This is a genomic window from Heliomicrobium modesticaldum Ice1, from assembly GCF_000019165.1.
In the GTDB taxonomy this organism is placed as follows: Bacteria; Bacillota; Desulfitobacteriia; order Heliobacteriales; family Heliobacteriaceae; genus Heliomicrobium; species Heliomicrobium modesticaldum.
The window spans coordinates 1,211,533-1,227,160 of sequence record NC_010337.2; the positions used below are offsets into that span (position 1 = coordinate 1,211,533).

General features: G+C 57.5%; 16 protein-coding genes. 8 read left to right on the forward strand and 8 right to left on the reverse strand.

Going from position 1 to position 15,628, the window contains the following annotated elements; translation table 11 throughout:
- Positions 1-14 precede the first annotated feature (14 nt).
- Together HM1_RS05375 and HM1_RS16160 are read left to right on the forward strand one after the other, a co-directional pair.
- Positions 15-821: a prolipoprotein diacylglyceryl transferase gene (locus tag HM1_RS05375; protein WP_012282291.1), complete on the forward strand. Its 807-nt coding sequence runs from the start codon at positions 15-17 to the stop codon at positions 819-821.
- A gap of 226 nt (positions 822-1,047) precedes the next feature.
- Positions 1,048-2,433, forward strand: a complete 1,386-nt coding sequence (locus HM1_RS16160) for a helix-turn-helix transcriptional regulator (protein WP_236995066.1) — start codon at positions 1,048-1,050, stop codon at positions 2,431-2,433.
- Between the two features lie 82 nt (positions 2,434-2,515).
- Here HM1_RS16160 and HM1_RS05385 read toward each other — a convergent pair whose 3' ends face one another.
- From HM1_RS05385 to arsB, 8 genes are all read right to left on the reverse strand, one after another.
- A complete protein-coding gene (locus tag HM1_RS05385; protein ID WP_012282293.1) occupies positions 2,516-2,806 on the reverse strand; it encodes a hypothetical protein in 291 nt (96 codons plus the stop codon).
- 31 nt (positions 2,807-2,837) lie between these two features.
- On the reverse strand, positions 2,838-3,113 hold the full coding sequence (locus tag HM1_RS05390; protein WP_335324175.1) for an ATP-binding protein: 276 nt from the start codon (positions 3,111-3,113) through the stop codon (positions 2,838-2,840).
- A complete protein-coding gene (locus HM1_RS05395; RefSeq protein WP_187147813.1) occupies positions 3,106-3,804 on the reverse strand; it encodes a cytochrome c biogenesis CcdA family protein in 699 nt (232 codons plus the stop codon). The genes HM1_RS05390 and HM1_RS05395 overlap by 8 nt, the downstream gene beginning before the upstream one ends.
- Positions 3,805-3,839: 35 nt before the next feature.
- Positions 3,840-4,304, reverse strand: a complete 465-nt coding sequence (locus HM1_RS05400; protein WP_012282296.1) for a thioredoxin family protein — start codon at positions 4,302-4,304, stop codon at positions 3,840-3,842.
- Between the two features lie 148 nt (positions 4,305-4,452).
- Positions 4,453-4,683, reverse strand: a complete 231-nt coding sequence (locus HM1_RS05405; RefSeq protein WP_012282297.1) for a thioredoxin family protein — start codon at positions 4,681-4,683, stop codon at positions 4,453-4,455.
- Between the two features lie 24 nt (positions 4,684-4,707).
- Complete coding sequence (locus HM1_RS05410) at positions 4,708-5,655, reverse strand: permease (RefSeq protein ID WP_012282298.1); 948 nt, start codon at positions 5,653-5,655, stop codon at positions 4,708-4,710.
- Positions 5,656-5,719: 64 nt separating this feature from the next.
- Entirely contained in the window at positions 5,720-6,013 is a 294-nt protein-coding gene (locus tag HM1_RS05415; protein ID WP_012282299.1) for an ArsR/SmtB family transcription factor, read from the reverse strand.
- A 92-nt stretch (positions 6,014-6,105) separates the two neighbouring features.
- Positions 6,106-7,170, reverse strand: a complete 1,065-nt coding sequence (arsB, locus tag HM1_RS05420) for an ACR3 family arsenite efflux transporter (RefSeq protein ID WP_012282300.1) — start codon at positions 7,168-7,170, stop codon at positions 6,106-6,108.
- A gap of 528 nt (positions 7,171-7,698) precedes the next feature.
- Between arsB and HM1_RS05425 the strand changes: the two genes are divergently transcribed.
- The 6 genes from HM1_RS05425 to pglX all read left to right on the forward strand — a co-directional run bounded on the left by HM1_RS05425 (position 7,699) and on the right by pglX (position 15,471).
- Positions 7,699-8,265 carry a tryptophan transporter gene (locus tag HM1_RS05425; protein ID WP_012282301.1) on the forward strand — a complete coding sequence of 189 codons (567 nt, stop codon included), beginning with the start codon at positions 7,699-7,701 and terminating at the stop codon, positions 8,263-8,265.
- Positions 8,266-8,387: 122 nt separating this feature from the next.
- The gene (locus HM1_RS05430; protein ID WP_012282302.1) at positions 8,388-9,287 is read left to right on the forward strand and encodes an energy-coupling factor ABC transporter ATP-binding protein; all 900 of its coding nucleotides are present in this window, start codon (positions 8,388-8,390) and stop codon (positions 9,285-9,287) included.
- 19 nt (positions 9,288-9,306) lie between these two features.
- Positions 9,307-10,317 carry an energy-coupling factor ABC transporter ATP-binding protein gene (locus HM1_RS05435; protein ID WP_202943752.1) on the forward strand — a complete coding sequence of 337 codons (1,011 nt, stop codon included), beginning with the start codon at positions 9,307-9,309 and terminating at the stop codon, positions 10,315-10,317.
- Positions 10,308-11,081 carry an energy-coupling factor transporter transmembrane component T gene (locus HM1_RS05440; RefSeq protein WP_041313401.1) on the forward strand — a complete coding sequence of 258 codons (774 nt, stop codon included), beginning with the start codon at positions 10,308-10,310 and terminating at the stop codon, positions 11,079-11,081. The genes HM1_RS05435 and HM1_RS05440 overlap by 10 nt, the downstream gene beginning before the upstream one ends.
- A 203-nt stretch (positions 11,082-11,284) precedes the next feature.
- Positions 11,285-11,950 carry a tetratricopeptide repeat protein gene (locus HM1_RS05445; RefSeq protein WP_012282305.1) on the forward strand — a complete coding sequence of 222 codons (666 nt, stop codon included), beginning with the start codon at positions 11,285-11,287 and terminating at the stop codon, positions 11,948-11,950.
- A gap of 89 nt (positions 11,951-12,039) precedes the next feature.
- Positions 12,040-15,471, forward strand: a complete 3,432-nt coding sequence (pglX, locus tag HM1_RS05450; RefSeq protein ID WP_187147814.1) for a BREX-1 system adenine-specific DNA-methyltransferase PglX — start codon at positions 12,040-12,042, stop codon at positions 15,469-15,471.
- Positions 15,472-15,628: the final 157 nt, after the last annotated feature.

Here is a 15,628-nt window from a genome sequence, read left to right on the forward strand (position 1 = left end):
GAGGTGCGGGCACTATGTGGCCGGTGCTGTGGCGATGGGGGAGCGGCGCCGACGCTGTCGGCGTCCGCGCCTACCCCTTTTTCATGATCATCGCAGCGCTCATCGCGCTGGTCGGTTCCTACAGGTTGGCTTGCAGGAAGGATTTTCCCAAATCAAGGGTGTTGGCGACGTTGGCGGTGATGGCACTGTCTGTGCCGGTAGGTGCCCGGATGCTGAATTTGTGGCTCCGTCCTGACTTGTATCAGGGGAACCCCGCACAGGTGTTTTCCCTGGAGCCGACAGGTTTTTCCCTGTACGGGGGTCTGCTCCTTGCCGCCATAACGGGGACTCTCGCCTGTAGAATCTTAAAATTGCCCTTGCTCCAACTCGCCGATTCAACAGCCCCTCCCCTCGGCTTGGCGATCGCCATGATGCGGCTGGGCTGTTTCTCTGCCGGCTGTTGTTTTGGGAATGTGACAGACCTCTCTTGGGGCGTCATCTTTCCCTTGTTCAGCCTCGCCCATAGAGCCCAGATCCGCGATGGGATGGTCACCGGGCTGTTCTCCAGCCCTTTACCCGTTCACCCAACCCAACTGTACGAGCTTATCGGCGCACTGCTTGCTTCCGCCTTAGCCTACTGGCTATGGCGCCGAAAGATGCATGACGGTACCGCCTTCGCCGCTTTTGTTTTGCTATTCACAAGTTTTCGTTGGGCCAATCGCTCATTCCGCTATGAAGCACTGCAAGCATTGCCGCCGTCCTTTTACCCGGCTCTTTACATGACGATCCTGATCGTTTCCGGCACCTATCTGGTTCTACGCAAGCGCGCTGACGACGGGTGATATAACTGCTCTATGAGAGCGATTTGAACACAACTTGCATATCCCCCTTTTGGGGGATATTTTTAGTGCGCCCGGCATAGGCCTTGCCATACGGTGCAAGTCCCGAATAAGTTGGAACGGCGGTCTTAAGGATATTTTCTCCCCGAATGGGCCTGTTCTTGTTATACTAGGAGCGAAGTGTTGGAATAGTGCGTAAATGCCGGGGGGATGGGTGCCGGTGCGGGACATGAAAGAGAGCCATTGCAGCACCATCAGTGTAGATCTGTATCGCGGCAACCTGGGCAAGCGGGAGGCGGTATTGCGGTTTCTTCAAAGGGCACTTTCATTGGAAAGGCCGACACGGTTACTGCTCACCAGCCAGGAGGATATGACCTGGTTAAGCGGCGACCGCGATTTTCTGGAGACGTGGAAAGCCCTTTTGCATCAAGTGATTGAATCGGGCCATAAGATCGTCATCATTCACAGTTTCGACCGGAGTCTTTCCAGCCTCCTTTTTATCATGGACTATTGGTTGCCGATGCATCTGACCGGTCAGTTAGATGGCTATTGTTACAGCGATTTTGCCTTCGACCGTTCTAAGACAACCTTGTTTATCCTTGAAGAGCAGGCCTGCATTTTCTCTCGTACCTACGAAGGCGCCGAACACCAGCAAGCCTTTTACTTTACTCAAAAAGATGTCATTCGCATGTTCGAAGAGTCCTTTTGGGCAAAAATTCGGAGTTGTCGGCCTTTGATGAAGCGGTTGCCGTCAGCTCCCATGGAACGCATGCAGGAGATCGCTGCTTTTGAAAAAAAGAACTGTGCCTGTGTCGCTTTTGCACAGACCATGTCAGCTTGGACGATGCCTGTTCATATCTACGAAAAAGTCCTTGGCCGTTTGGACATCGACCCGATTGAGTTGAAACGGCGCAGCAACTTCCACCGCAAGCGCCAAGCCGATTTCATCAGGGCGATTAAAGAGCAGAGATATTCATTGCTCTACCATATAGACAGGTTGGAGGAAATCGTCCATCGAGGCGGAGTCACATACGGCGGGGGGGAGTTCTTTGAATCGGAAAACATAATCGTCCCTTCAGCCGATTTTGTAGAGCATCTGATCTACATCAGCGACTTGCTGGAGATGAATCCATTATTGGAAGTTTCGCTGGTATGTCGGGAAAACACGGCGTTGAAAATGAAGGATTACGGCTACATCTTAAAAGAAGGCGACCAGGTGATCCTGACGCCTGGTCGCCGGCAAAGGTCGACATCCGTTTACGTAGCATCGGATGAGCCGACGGTGATGCGTGCCGTCAGCCTTTGCCACCAGTACCTGCAGCAGAGCGTCTCGCCGGAAGACAGAGACGTGAAAACGATGGCGCTCATATTCCGGCAAGCTGCAACGACGGCACCCCTCGATCCCTCTTCCTGCTTTTACGGTCTACTGACGGAGCGAGAATATGAGATTGCCTTGATGATCGCCGAAGGATTGACCTCAAGGGAGATCGCTGAAAAAACCTTCATCAGTCTGAATACAGTCAAGAGTCACATCAAAAACATCTACCGCAAAATCGGTGTGAGTACGAAAGTGGAACTCACCAAGCTGATCAGCAGCAAAAAGGAATCGGTCTGAACCGGGTTGCAAGGCGCTGCGCCGGAATGTCTGGAAGGGCAAAGAAGAGAGACACTGCGGTGAGGTCAGTGTCTCTCCTCTTCTACAAACGATCTGTCTTGGCCACCATCTGGGGATTATCGGCGGCGAAACAGTCACAAACGGTTTCGCCGCTTTTTTCAACGGCCTTTTGTACATTCTTCAGTTGTTGCATGATCATGACCAAACAGAAAAAAATCAGAAAGACCACAATGCCAGAGGATATATAGACCAATGTGATCAACCAACGGCTTGTCTCCAGAAACTCATAAATACCGCCGCTGAGTCCTGCCAGTAAAAAAATCACCGCCAAGACCTTCATCAGCTTTTGCGTTTTACCGATTAACGCTAACAACGGGACCACTCCTTACCATATGAGCAATCGATCAGCATGGCGAAGAACAACAGCAGCCGCCGCCTTGTTGACGTCCGTCATCACCTGCGTAGGAAATCGCCCCAGAGGAACAGCGTTTCTGACAGCCACGGCAACCGTGAACACAACCGACAGGAAAAATGACGATGGGCTTATTATTGTCATTGCCGTAAACGCCACGAGAACAATGGTTGATACATACGCCGCAGCCAGTGCACCGATCATAATCAATCACGGGATACCATGTTTCGGACATGATTAATTCCTCCTCATCACCATGATCAGGCATTCCAGAGCATAAATAAAGCGAGCAAGATCAGCAGTCCTCCGGCGCCGCGCTCTAGCCGAGGTCCCCATGGGGCGATGCGGGGGATGAAACCGGCGAACCCCGTCACCGTTCCGATCGCGATCAGCGGGACGCCCCGCCCAATTGCGTACAAAAATAGCAACATCGCCCCGTACAACAATGCGCCCTGGCTGAGCACATAACCAAGGATCGCCAGCAGCACCGGAGTCCCGCACTGAGAACCGGTAAGCCCCAAAAACAATCCAAGGAAAAAAGCGCCGCCATGACCGCGAAATTGGCGGCCCTTATTGCCCATGCCCTGACCCAATCGGCCGAACAGGCCGCTGAGTGAAGGGACCACATCGGGCAGCGCGCCGACCATCACCAGTCCCATCAGCAGACAGACGAAGGCAGCCAGGTAGATGAAGGCTTGCTGGGCAAAACCGAAAAGGCCACCGACGAAGGCGATGAGCAGGCCCAGGAGAACAAAGGTGCAAGCAGTACCCAGCGTAAAAGACAGGGAAAGTGTCAAGCCCCGCCGCCAGTCGCCCCTCGAAGGCCCCTGTTGTTCATTGAGTCCCGTCCCGGCAATGTAAGCAAAAAGCACCGGCGCCATCGACAGGTTGCAAGGACCGATACTTGTCAATAGGCCGCCTAAAAAGACGAACAGCATGGCCAGCCAGTGTCCTTGCATTACAACGGTCTCAATGAATGCTGTCAGGCTCTCGATCATGACGCACCGGCCAAGCGTTCCAGTCGGTTCCGCAGTTCCGCTTCTGCGATGGCGCCGACGCGGACCCAATGCTTTTCACCGTGTCCGTCCAATAGCACTGTTGTCGGGATCATGCGAACCTCAAAATTGCGAAGCAGGTATTTGTTGGCCGGGTCGTTCACATCGACGTCAACAAAGGCGATTTTTTGATTCAGTTCAGGCTCGATTTTGCGAAAGAGCTGCTCCATTTCCACACAAGATTGGCATGTTTGTGAATGGAAGAGGATCCATGCCGGTTTTTTGGCCTTTTTTGCATTTTCGATAACGATGCTGGCATTGACGAACTCTGTTTTTTCTGACTGAAAAGGTGTCGAAGAAAGCAGACGATCACTGCCGGTGGTTTGATACTCTTTGTAGGCGAGGATACTCGCAACAGCAAAAAACACGAGTCCAAGAATGGCCCAACGGACGGTCTTGCTCATGGCATCCTCCCCTAAAAGGATGATTCGGAAAGCGAGACAAAACAAGGTGCCTTTTGCACCTGCTGTACCGACAACTGGCCGACCATTGATGAACAAGGTCGGCCAGTTGCACGGACAAGTCAGTCGCAGTGTATCGGCAAAAGCGGGATCAGCCCAAAAAACTTTTTACCTCGGCGGCGGAAGGAATCCTCCCCGACACCTTCACCTTCCCGTCCACAACCAGGGCCGGCGTCGCCATGACGCCGAAGGACATGATCGTCGGGAAGTCAGTCACCTTTTCCACGTTCGCTTCCTTGCCCAGTTCCTGGAGCGTTTGCTTGACGAGCGCTTCCAACTGGTTGCATTTGGCGCAGCCTGCGCCCAAGACCTTGATTTCCATCACGATATTCCTCCCGTTAATGGTTTATAGGATGGCGTTAAAGAGATACCCTACAAAGGTAATCGTTACCGCCATGATCCCCACGAATACACCGATCAGCTTCGGCTTCAGCACCTGCTTCAAAATGATCATCTCCGGCACGGAAAGGGCGGTGACGGCCATCATGAAGGCGAGCACCGTGCCCACGGCCATGCCCTTTTCCATCAACACATGGACGATCGGAATCGTTCCTGCCGCGTTGGAGTATAAGGGAACGCCGATGAGCACTGCCAGCGGCACGGCGAAGAGGTTGTCAGGTCCGGCATAACGAACCAGGAAGTCCTCCGGCGCGTACCCGTGAATCAGGCCGCCGATGGCGATGGCGACGATGACATAGATCCAGATCTTTTTCAGGATGTCTTTCGTATACTGCAGGGCATAGTCGTGACGCTGTTGCCATGTGAGCGATTCAATCTCTGTCTCCGGCAGTTTGACCTGGTAGACATAGTCAGCAACCTGATCCTCCATCTTGGCCCGACCGATCATCATCCCGCCGACGACAGCGACGGTCAAGCCGGTGGCCATGTAAATGCCCGCGATTTTCCACCCGAACAATCCGAACAACATGACCAGGGCGACCTCGTTCACCATCGGGGAAGAGATCAGAAAGGAGAAGGTGACGCCCAGCGGAACGCCGGATTCGACGAGTCCGATAAACATGGGGACGGCCGAGCAGGAGCAGAACGGGGTGACCACGCCCAGCAGGGCGGCAACAATGTTGCCTAAAAACTCCCGTTTGTGGGACAGGATCTTTTTCGTTCGCTCCGGAGGGAAGAAGCTGCGGATGATCGAGACGGCGTAAATGATCACCGTCAGCAAGAAGAGGATCTTCATGACATCGTAGATAAAAAAGTGCAGCGCTTCTGTGAGGTGCTCTCCTTTGGTGAGGCCGATCCACTGGTACACGACGAGGTCGGCAATCCATTCAAACATGGTTTTCCATCTCCTAACAGTGTCGATTCATCGAGAATTTTTGATGCGATAAGGCAAAAAAAGATTACGAACCAAACAGTTGGCCCATTGTGTGGAGGTAGGCCTGCAGGGTGTCCCGGTTCACGTTATAGTAGTTCCATTTCCCTCGGGCCACTTCGGAGATCAAGCCGGCCTCCTTCAGCTCTTTGATGTGGTAGGAAACCTTGGATTGGAGCAACCCCATGCCTTCGACCAAGTCACAGACGCAGACGCCCGGTTTGTCTGTCTCGTAGAATGCCGCTTCCCGGTTGGCGATACGCAAGAAGATCTGCCAACGCAAGGGGTCCGAGAAGGCTTTGGCGATTTTGACGACGTCCATCTGATCAACTCCTGCTCCTATTATATCAAAAAAAATTGATATTATAACCCTGCAGACGGAGGTTTCTTTTGTTGAATAAGCCGAAAAACAGGCTAGGATTCACTCGAACTCGCTTTTTCAAAGTATTTCTCTTTAAATCGCAATGCCAGGTTGACGAGGGCGATCATGACAGGCACTTCAATCAACGGACCGATCACCGCAGCAAAGGCGGCGCCTGATTCAATGCCGAAGACGCCGACAGCGACGGCGATGGCAAGCTCGAAGTTGTTGCTGGCGGCCGTAAAGGCCAGGGTCGTCGTTTTGGGGTAATCGGCGCCCGCTTTTTTCCCTATCGCAAAAGAGATCAGAAACATGATGAGGAAGTAGAGCAGGAGCGGAAGGGCGATGCGAAGGACGTCCAACGGCAGTTGCAGGATGACTTTTCCCTTGATGGAGAACATGACGATGATGGTGAACAACAGCGAAACCAACGTGAGCGGACTGATTCGGGGGATGAACTGGCTTTCATACCACTGACGTCCCTTGGCCTTCAAGAATAGGGCGCGGGTAGCCATGCCGGCGATGAAGGGAATCCCCAGGTAGATGAAGACACTTTCTGCGATTTGGCCGATCGTGATGGTCACCTCCAGGCCTTGCAGGCCGAACCAGCCCGGCATGACAGTGATGAAGGCGAAGGCGTAGAAGGAGTAAAACAACACCTGGAATAGGGAGTTGAAGGCCACTAAGCCGGCCGCATACTCGGTGTCTCCCTTGGCGAGGTCGTTCCAGACGATCACCATGGCGATGCATCGGGCCAACCCGATCAGGATGAGGCCGATCAGGTAGTCCGGGTAGTCCTTGAGAAAGATCAGCGCCAGCGCAAACATGAGGATCGGCCCGATCAGCCAGTTTTGAACTAAGGAGAGAGCCAGCACCTTGTAATTGCGAAAGACTTCCCCCATCTTCTCATAGCGCACTTTTGCCAGTGGCGGATACATCATGAGGATCAGACCTATGGCGATGGGAATGGATGTGGTTCCGACCTGATAGCGATGAATCACGTCAACAAGGCCTGGGACATAATTGCCCAAGGCTACCCCAACCAGCATCGCCAAAAAGATCAGGGGGGTGAGGTAGCGATCGAGGAGGGACAGTCTTTTTCCCACAGTTTCCGGCATGGATGGATCACTCCTTTTTATCATTCATTCCGACACCGCTGAAAGCGCGGACCCTTTGTCTGAGATTATACATTGAAAAAGTGGATAAGAGCGCATCGCATCAAGAGTATTTGTTATGTTTGTGTAAAGTATGTTCAGGTGACGAAGTGTATTCGACAGTGTTTTTCGAAGTTACCCCTAGCGCGCGTAACAGTCCTGTGGTATAGTGATCTCAATCAGCCTTTCCGAGGGTTGAGCGCGGTTTCGGGGGAGCCTCGGAGCCGGAGTAGAGATGAGTGGAGAGCACAATTGCATAAGAGAGGAGTTGAGCCGAGTTGAGTTGAGCCGAGAAGCGCTTTAAAACGGAGTATTTCGGAGCGATTGGAGCATCCTATTTGCCACTCAAGCCAGGCCAAACTCGGTCTGGCTTTTTTGGTTTTCTCGGCAAATATCGGGCCGTTCATTAACCAAGCCGATTAAAACCACGGAGAACAATCTTCAAGTCCAGGAGAGCATCAATGGAATCAGAACAATCAGGAGGGGTTCAGAATGAACGGAGACAATCGTCCCGTCGCCTTGAATAATGAGGCCCAATACGCCCAGACAGGCGCTGGCCGGACGAAACAACTGGCCGTCGTGGCCATGCTGATCGCCATCGGCGCTGTCCTGCGCATGGTTGCGCCGCCCATCTTCGGCATCACGCCGAACTTCGTCATCGCCATGTACTGCCTGTCCATCGTCCTGGTCCGGCCCAAGTTCGGGGAAGCCCTGGCCATCGGCATCATCGGCGGCGCCCTCAGCATGGTCACCTCCAAGTCGCCGATCCCCTACATCAACCTGGCGTCTGAACCGGCGGGCGCCCTGGCCTGCGCCATGATCGTCGCCACCCTCTCCGACGTGACCATCGGCCGCTACTCCCTCAAACCCCTCGTCGCCACTGTCATCGGCACCCTGGTCAGCGGTTCCCTCTATGTCTTGATCAACAAGTTCGCCCTGAACCTGCCGGCCGCTGCTGCCCAGGGCGCGCTGGTTGGCGTCGTTCTCCCGGTGACCTTGTTCAACGCCGTCATCGCCCAGGCCGTCTACCTGCCGGCCAAGAAGTTTCTGCGGCTGTAATGGTTCGCCTCCACCGATAAAAGGCTTTGCCGTGATATTCCGAACCAGCAATATCGATTGTGAATAATGATTGCGATCTGAAATTCTGAAATGATCAAGCAGAACACGGGGAGGTAACGCCAGTGCCGGCCATCCACATAGAAAACCTGTCTTTTCGATACCCCGATGCGGCCTCGCCGGCGTTGAGCGAAGTCAACCTGTCGATTCAATCGGGCGAATTCGTCGTCGTCACCGGCGCGACCGGGGCAGGCAAAAGCACCCTGCTCCGCTGCATCAACGGCGTCATCCCCCACTTTCAGCCGGGAAGCCAGCAGGGACAGGTCTGGATCGAGCCGGAAGGGCAGGGACGTCTGGCCGTCGCCCGGATCGCCCCCCCTCATCTGGCCCGCCTGATCGGCAGCGTCTTTGACGACCCGGAAGGGCAGATCGTATCGCCCATCGTCGAGGAAGAGATCGCCTTCGCCCTCGAAAACACCGGCGTCGCCCCTGCGAAAATGGAGGCGCGCATCGTCAGCGCCCTGGCCGCCTGCGGCATTGCAGACCTGCGTCATCGGCCCACGAAGGGCCTTTCGGGCGGTCAAAAACAGCGGGTGGCCATCGCTGCCGCTCTGGCGCTGGCGCCTGCCATCCTTGTCCTTGACGAGCCTACATCAGAACTGGATCCGGACGGGACGGAAGCGGTGCTGCACGTCCTGGCCGAATTGAACCGACAGCAGGGGATCACGGTGATCATCGCCGAACAGAAGGTGAGCCATCTGGCGCTGTTCTGCGATCGACTGATCCTCCTGGATCAGGGTCGCGTCGCCCTGGAGGGACCGCCCCGGCAGGCGCTGCTCCAGGGGAGCGTCTTTGAAAAGCTGGGGATTGAAATCCCGGCTCCCGTCCGGTTGGGCCAGGCGCTTGTCCGCGAAGGTCTGATCCCGGCCTTCGGATCGCCCGGCGCGCCGTCCCTGCCCTTGACGGTCGATGAAGCCTTTCAACTGACGCGCCGACTGCTCGAACCGGAAGGGCCGGAGTTATAAAAAGGGGGAGGAAAAGCCGATGGATCTTATTCGCGGCGGCAAAGGGAGCAGTGACAAGTCAGTGCCTGGCAAAACAGCGCACGACAGTACAGTGCACGGCAAGGCCGTTCACGATAGGTCAGCTTACGGCAACGGGGCGCACGATAGGTCGGCTTGCCGCAACGTCATCATTGAGGCGCGCCGTTTGCGCCACGCCTACCGCTCCGGTCGGGAGGCTTTGCAGGGCGTGGACGTGACCATCGGCGCCGGCGAGATGATCGCCCTCATCGGTCGCAACGGCGCCGGGAAGACGACGCTGACCAAGCATTGCAACGGCATCTTGAAGCCGACGGCCGGGACGGTTCTTGTCGCTGGCCAGGATACGCGCAATGTCCCCGTCGCCCGCCTCGCCCGGACGGTGGGCTATGTGTTCCAAAACCCCGATCACATGCTCTTTCATGAGACCCTTTTTGACGAGGTGGCCTTCGGTCCCCGCAACCTTGGCATGACCGGCGCTGATGTGACAGCCCGGGTGGAGGCAGCCCTATCTGCCGTCGGGTTAGCGGGCTTTCGGGACAGCGATCCGGCGTTCCTCAGCCGAGGCCAGCGTAAACGGGCAGCCCTCGCCGCTGTGCTGGCCATGGAGACGCCGGTGCTCATCGTCGATGAACCGACCGGCGGCCAGGATTACCGGGAGGCCCGGCAGATCATGGCGATCCTGCAGCAATTGAACCGGCGCGGCCACACTGTGCTGTTCATCACCCATGACATGGATCTGGTCCACGAGTACGCCCACCGGGTGCTCCTATTAAATGATGGCCGGATCACCCTTGACGCCCCGCCGGCGGAACTGTTCCGCCATGAGGCGGCCCTGCAAGCGGCGGGACTGCGGTTGCCGCTGGCAGCGGCGTTGGGCCGCCGGTTGGCACCCTTCGGCGTTTCCCCATCTGTCGATTCGGTGGACGCCCTTGCCGCCGCCGTCGCTCGGCTGGCCAGGGGATGCGCAGGCGGCCAAGAGGCGATGGCAGGGAGGGCGGCCGCATGTCAGTGACGATCGAGTATGTCCCTGCGTCATCGCCGGTTCACCGTTTGCATGCGCTGACCAAGCTCGCGGCAGCGCTGGCGGTGCTGACGATCAGCCTCTTGCTCCGCGATCCCCTCTCCCTGTCGGTCCTGCTCTTGTCCCTGCTGGGCCTCTCTGCTGTCGCCGGCGTCGGCCGTGAAACGCTGCTCGCCGTCAAGGGGCTCTTCAAGGTGGCCCTCATCCTCATCTTCTTGCAGGTCTTTTTCGTCACCGAAGGCAATGTCATCGTCGGTCCCATTGCCGGCGTCTCCTGGCTGGCCGTCACCGACGCAGGGCTGCTGTTCGGGATCGCCATGGCTCTGCGCATGACCACCATCGTCACCAGCTTCCTGCTGTTTTTGCTGACGACACCCATGCGCAGCACCGTGCTGGCGCTGGTGGAATACCTGAAAGTCCCCTATGACTACGCCTTTTTGTTCATCACGTCGCTGCGCTTCATTCCCACATTCCTAGAAGAGGTGCGCCTGATCCGCGAGGCCCAGGAGGCGCGGGCCCACGACTTCGGCGGCGGCTCGCTGGCTCGGCTGAGGGCGATCTTCCCGCTGGCCCTGCCCCTGGTGAATCTGTCACTGCAGCGAGCGGAACGGATGGCCATGGCTATGGAGACGCGAGGCTTTGGCCTGCCCGGTCGCACCTACTATCGCACCGAGAAACCGGGGGCTGTGGACATGGCGGTCATTGCCGGACTCCTGCTGGTGATTGCGGTGATTGGGCTGTGGCAGTTTGGCTAAACTGCGCCGTTACGGAGATGCCGAGCCGAGAAGAGGCGCCGCGAACTGAATAGGCGAAAAGTCGTGCTAACCGTAGGCGGCGTGGTGCTTTTTTGGCAGGCACTTGCCTTGACTTTTGCGTTGATTTTATTGAAGGAAAATGACAGGCCGACATGAAATAGAAGAAGATGAGGCAGCACAAGATGAATCCGAGGTGATCGCCTTTGAAGACGGAGAAGGAAAAAGGCCCTGTCTACGACCCGGCCCTTTCGGCGCTCCGCCAAGCAGCGGAAGGCGGCGACGCAGAGGCCCAGTACCAGTGGGCCCTCCGCTGCGAAGAAGGCCGGGGGGTTCCCCAAAGCGCAAAACAGGCCGTCGAATGGTTTGCCCGCGCGGCCGAACAGGGACACGGACTGGCCCAACTCAGCCTGGCCATGCTCTATGAGGATGGAACGGGCTTGGCCCCTGATGAGGCGGAGGCGGCGCGCTGGTACGAGAGAGCGGCGGCCCAAGGGATCGCGGAGGCGCAGTTATACCTGGCGCGCCTTTTTGCCGAGGGACGCGGCGTCGATCGCGACGACAGCCGCGCGCTGGCGTGGTACCGGAAAGCGGCTGAACAGGGTGAGGCCGATGCCCAGTTTGAATTGGCTCTTCTCTACGCCCTTGGCCAGGGTGTGGAAAAAGATGACGCCGAAGCGGTGCGCTGGTATCGCCTAGCGGCGGAACAGGGCCACATGGACGCCCAGTTCAACCTGGCCTTCATGTATGAGGAGGGTCAGGGTCTCCCGCAAGACCGGAAGGAAGCCCTGGCATGGTATCGCAAGGCGGCGGAGCAGGGCGACGAGGAGGCCCAGAAAAAAGTGGCCGCCCTCTCCGGTAGGAGACGATAATCGGGAACAGGAAGGCCCCCGGAAAGACCGTAAGGGATTTCACGGGGGCGCCCTTGTTTTCAAAAAGTATGGCCGAGACGGAGGCGTCGATGAACAAAGGAGCCTTAAAGAATTTTGCCGTCCGCGCCCGGGCGGAACTGGTCCGCCTGGTTGCGCAAGCCGCCCAAGGCACCGGTGCGGCCGATGCCACTAGCGCTGGCGCGCCGAATGCTGTTGAAGCCAAGGCCAAGGCACCTCATGCGGATGCATCTACCGTCGAAACCGTCGCCTATACCTGGTTTATCCGCTTGATCGCCTTGCGCTTCCTGGAAGTGAGGGGCTACTTGGGGCGGGACGATCAAGGGCAGAACCACTGCCGGCAGGATGGACAAGGGGCAGAAAGGGAGGGCTTGCGCCTGAACGACCCGGGGGACGAGCGGCGACGCATGATCGAACAGTGCCGCTTCTGGCAGTCGATTACAGACCTCTTCGCCGATCCCTGTCCTCCCTGGACGGAGCGATGGCTGCCGGAGGCGATCTGGGAAAGGGAAGGTGTAGCCCACCGCCTCTATGGGGAGATCCCGGAGGAGGACTTTCGCCATGTGGAGGTGCTGGGTTGGCTGCACCAGTTCTACTGGGCAGAGAAAAAAGATGAGGTCTTCACCCGTCCTGCAGCTCACAAGATCGCAGAGGCTGATATCCCGGCAGCGACCCAGTTGTTCACACCCCACTGGATCGTCCGGTTCATGGTCGAGAATTCGCTCGGGCGGCTCTGCGCGCAAGGGGATCGCCACGGGCGCTGGACCAGCCGGTGGCGCTATTTTCTGCCTGGTGAAGGGGAAGCGGGACGGGCTGCAGATGGGATGAGGCAACCGGGAACGATGATGCCGGGAGCGAGGAGACTTGAATCCATCCGGCTGCTCGACCCTGCTTGTGGCACCGGTCATATCCTGGTCTACGCCTTCGACCTGCTGGCTGACCTGTATGAAAGCTGCGGGCTCCCCCCGGAAGACTATGTCCCGATCATTTTGGAGAAGAATCTGGCTGGTCTTGATGTAGATGAGCGTGCGGCCCGTCTCGCCGTTTTTGCATTGCTCATGAAAGCGAGGGAACGGACCCCGCTGGTTTTTCAACAGCCGCCGCGAGTCAGGGTATTCCCATTGCAGGAGACGAAAGGGATGGATGTCCGCGCGATCGCCTGTTTGCTTGCCGGAGCAGATGGAGCGGTCGAAGGGGAAGGTGCGGACGAATCAGCGGACAAAAAGCCTTGCGAAGACAAGCCCGACCAGAGTGAGCGCGGCTCTGACGCATTGGCCTCACTGCTGTCGCTCTTTGCAGAGGCCAACCACTTCGGTTCTCTGCTGCGACCCGTAAAGATCGCTTTCGACTACTGGGAACAGCGGCTCGACGCGATCGAGCGGGAACGACGGAATCGATGGGGCGCCGAAAAAACAGTCAGCGATGACGGGTCGCCTCTGAATGACAGGTCACTGGACGACGTTTTGCTCCAGGTAAGAAAAGTGTTGCGGCAGGCGCGGATGCTGACAAAAACCTATGATGTGGTGATCACCAACCCGCCCTATATGGGCATCCGCAACATGAATCCCGAACTGCGTCGCTTCCTTCGGGAGCACTATCCCCGGACGAAGGGCGATCTCTTCGCCGCTTTCATGGAACGGATGGAGTCCCTTGTTGCGGAAGGCGGCTACCATGTGACTGTCACCATGCAGTCTTGGATGTTCCTGACCACCTATGAGGAATACCGGCGGCATCTGCTTCGGGAGTACGGGATCATCGCCATGGTTCATATGGCCAACATGGTCATGGGTATCGCCTTCGGCACTGTGGCGACGGTGCTGCGCAAAGGCGATCCGAAGGCGGTGGGAACCTTTGTTCACGTGGCCCCGGAGGATCTGGAAGGTGACGCGCCGAGCGCTTTTCCACCGATGGGCAAGCGGTATCTCCATCGCGGCGGAGAGGCTTTTCTCGCCATCGCCGGTTCACCTATCGCCTACTGGGTCTCCGCGGCGGTACGGGCGGCCTTCGCAAAGAACCCGCCCCTGCGCCGCTTGGCAGAGCCCAAGCAAGGATTGGCCACCGCCGACAACGACCGCTTCCTCCGGCTCTGGCATGAGGTCAGTGTCGCTGATATCGGCTTCGACTTGACAGGACCGGAGGCGGCGCTCGCTTCGGGGCGGCGATGGATCCCCTATAACAAGGGTGGGCGTTACCGCAAGTGGTACGGAAACCAGGATTATGTGATCGATTGGTCCGGTGACGGCGAGGCGGTGCGGCAGCACGCCCCTTCGGTGATCCGCAACCGCGACTGGTACTTTCGGGAAGGGATCACCTGGTCTTTTGTCAGTTCATCCAAATTCGGCGTTCGCTATACGCCGCCGGGATTCATCTTCGATGTGGGGGGGTCATCCCTTTTTCCGAAAGATCAGGACCGGCTGTTCCTGCTCGCTTTCCTGTGCAGCAAACTGTCCTTCTATCTGATGCGGGTCTTGAACCCGACACTCAACTTCCAGGTCGGCAATATCGCCGCCCTGCCTGTCCCCGACTGCCCGCCCGAGGATCGACGACGGCAGGCCATCGAGCGCCTGGCTGAGGAAAACGTCCGGCTGGCTCGGCGGGATTGGGATGACCGAGAAAACTCCCGAGATTTTGATGCGCACCCTTTTTTGACGTATCGGCGAGGGGCCGTGACGCTGGAAGACGCCTTCTCCCGCTGGCAAAAGGAGGCCGAAAAGCGATTGGAGCAGATGCGCGCCAATGAGGAAAAGGTCAATGCCCTGCTCCTGTCCTTGTACGGCCTTGATGGGGAGATGTCTCCGGCCGTCAGTGACGATGACATCACCCTCGCCCGGGCGGACCGCGAAGGGGATGCCCGCTCCTTTCTGTCCTATGCCGTCGGCTGTATCCTCGGGCGTTACTCGCCCGATCGGCCGGGTCTGATCTATGCCGGCGGTGTTTACGACGAAGGGGCGTATGGCCCCTTTCGACCTGTACCGGACGGCATTCTCCCGATCGACGAACGGCAAAGCGGCGCCGATGACGTCGTCAGCCGGTTGCAGTCATTCCTGGCCTACGTCTTCGGTGAAGAGACGGTCGAGGAAAACCTAAACTGGTTGGCCGACGCCCTCCGCCGCAAAGGCGGCGAGACAGGGGAGGAGCGGCTGCGTCGCTATTTTCGCAGTGAGTTCTATGGCGATCACATCAAGGCCTACCGCAAGCGACCCATCTACTGGCTCTTCGCCTCTTCCCCGTCGAGAGCCTTCCAGGCCATCGTTTATCTGCACCGCCTGGGGCCGGATACACTGGAGCGGCTCCGGCGTGATCACCTGGCGCCCCGGTTGGCGGCGGTGCAAAGCAGGTCGGTAGCAGAGGAAATGGCGGCTTATGCGAGGCAACTGACGGAGTTTGCCCGGAAAGAGATCGCCATCTCCCTGGATGACGGCGTATTGCGGAACTACGGGCGCCTGCGCCCCTTGCTGGCCGATTTTGACCCATTCTCCCGTCGTGCCGTGAAGATGTGGTAAAAACATCTGCCCCTTGCATGGCAGGCTCCTTATTTTGCGGCACCGGCGGCTCTCTCGGCGCTGGTCTGCACTATAATCAGCACAATAGAAGGCTCGACAAGTCTCACCCTTGGCGGTATGATCATAGTGTTCGTCCTTCTTTGAACGTAGAAAGGAG

Bases quoted from the DNA above. Each gene is read 5' to 3' on its own strand.
- HM1_RS05375 (WP_012282291.1), top strand. From the start codon at position 15: ATGTGGCCGGTGCTGTGGCGATGGGGGAGCGGCGCCGACGCTGTCGGC.
- HM1_RS16160 (WP_236995066.1), top strand. From the start codon at position 1,048: ATGAAAGAGAGCCATTGCAGCACCATCAGTGTAGATCTGTATCGCGGC.
- HM1_RS05390 (WP_335324175.1), bottom strand. From the start codon at position 3,113: ATGCCTGATCATGGTGATGAGGAGGAATTAATCATGTCCGAAACATGG.
- HM1_RS05395 (WP_187147813.1), bottom strand. From the start codon at position 3,804: ATGCAAGGACACTGGCTGGCCATGCTGTTCGTCTTTTTAGGCGGCCTA.
- HM1_RS05400 (WP_012282296.1), bottom strand. From the start codon at position 4,304: ATGAGCAAGACCGTCCGTTGGGCCATTCTTGGACTCGTGTTTTTTGCT.
- HM1_RS05405 (WP_012282297.1), bottom strand. From the start codon at position 4,683: ATGGAAATCAAGGTCTTGGGCGCAGGCTGCGCCAAATGCAACCAGTTG.
- HM1_RS05410 (WP_012282298.1), bottom strand. From the start codon at position 5,655: ATGTTTGAATGGATTGCCGACCTCGTCGTGTACCAGTGGATCGGCCTC.
- HM1_RS05415 (WP_012282299.1), bottom strand. From the start codon at position 6,013: ATGGACGTCGTCAAAATCGCCAAAGCCTTCTCGGACCCCTTGCGTTGG.
- arsB (WP_012282300.1), bottom strand. From the start codon at position 7,170: ATGCCGGAAACTGTGGGAAAAAGACTGTCCCTCCTCGATCGCTACCTC.
- HM1_RS05425 (WP_012282301.1), top strand. From the start codon at position 7,699: ATGAACGGAGACAATCGTCCCGTCGCCTTGAATAATGAGGCCCAATAC.
- HM1_RS05435 (WP_202943752.1), top strand. From the start codon at position 9,307: ATGGATCTTATTCGCGGCGGCAAAGGGAGCAGTGACAAGTCAGTGCCT.
- HM1_RS05440 (WP_041313401.1), top strand. From the start codon at position 10,308: ATGTCAGTGACGATCGAGTATGTCCCTGCGTCATCGCCGGTTCACCGT.
- pglX (WP_187147814.1), top strand. From the start codon at position 12,040: ATGAACAAAGGAGCCTTAAAGAATTTTGCCGTCCGCGCCCGGGCGGAA.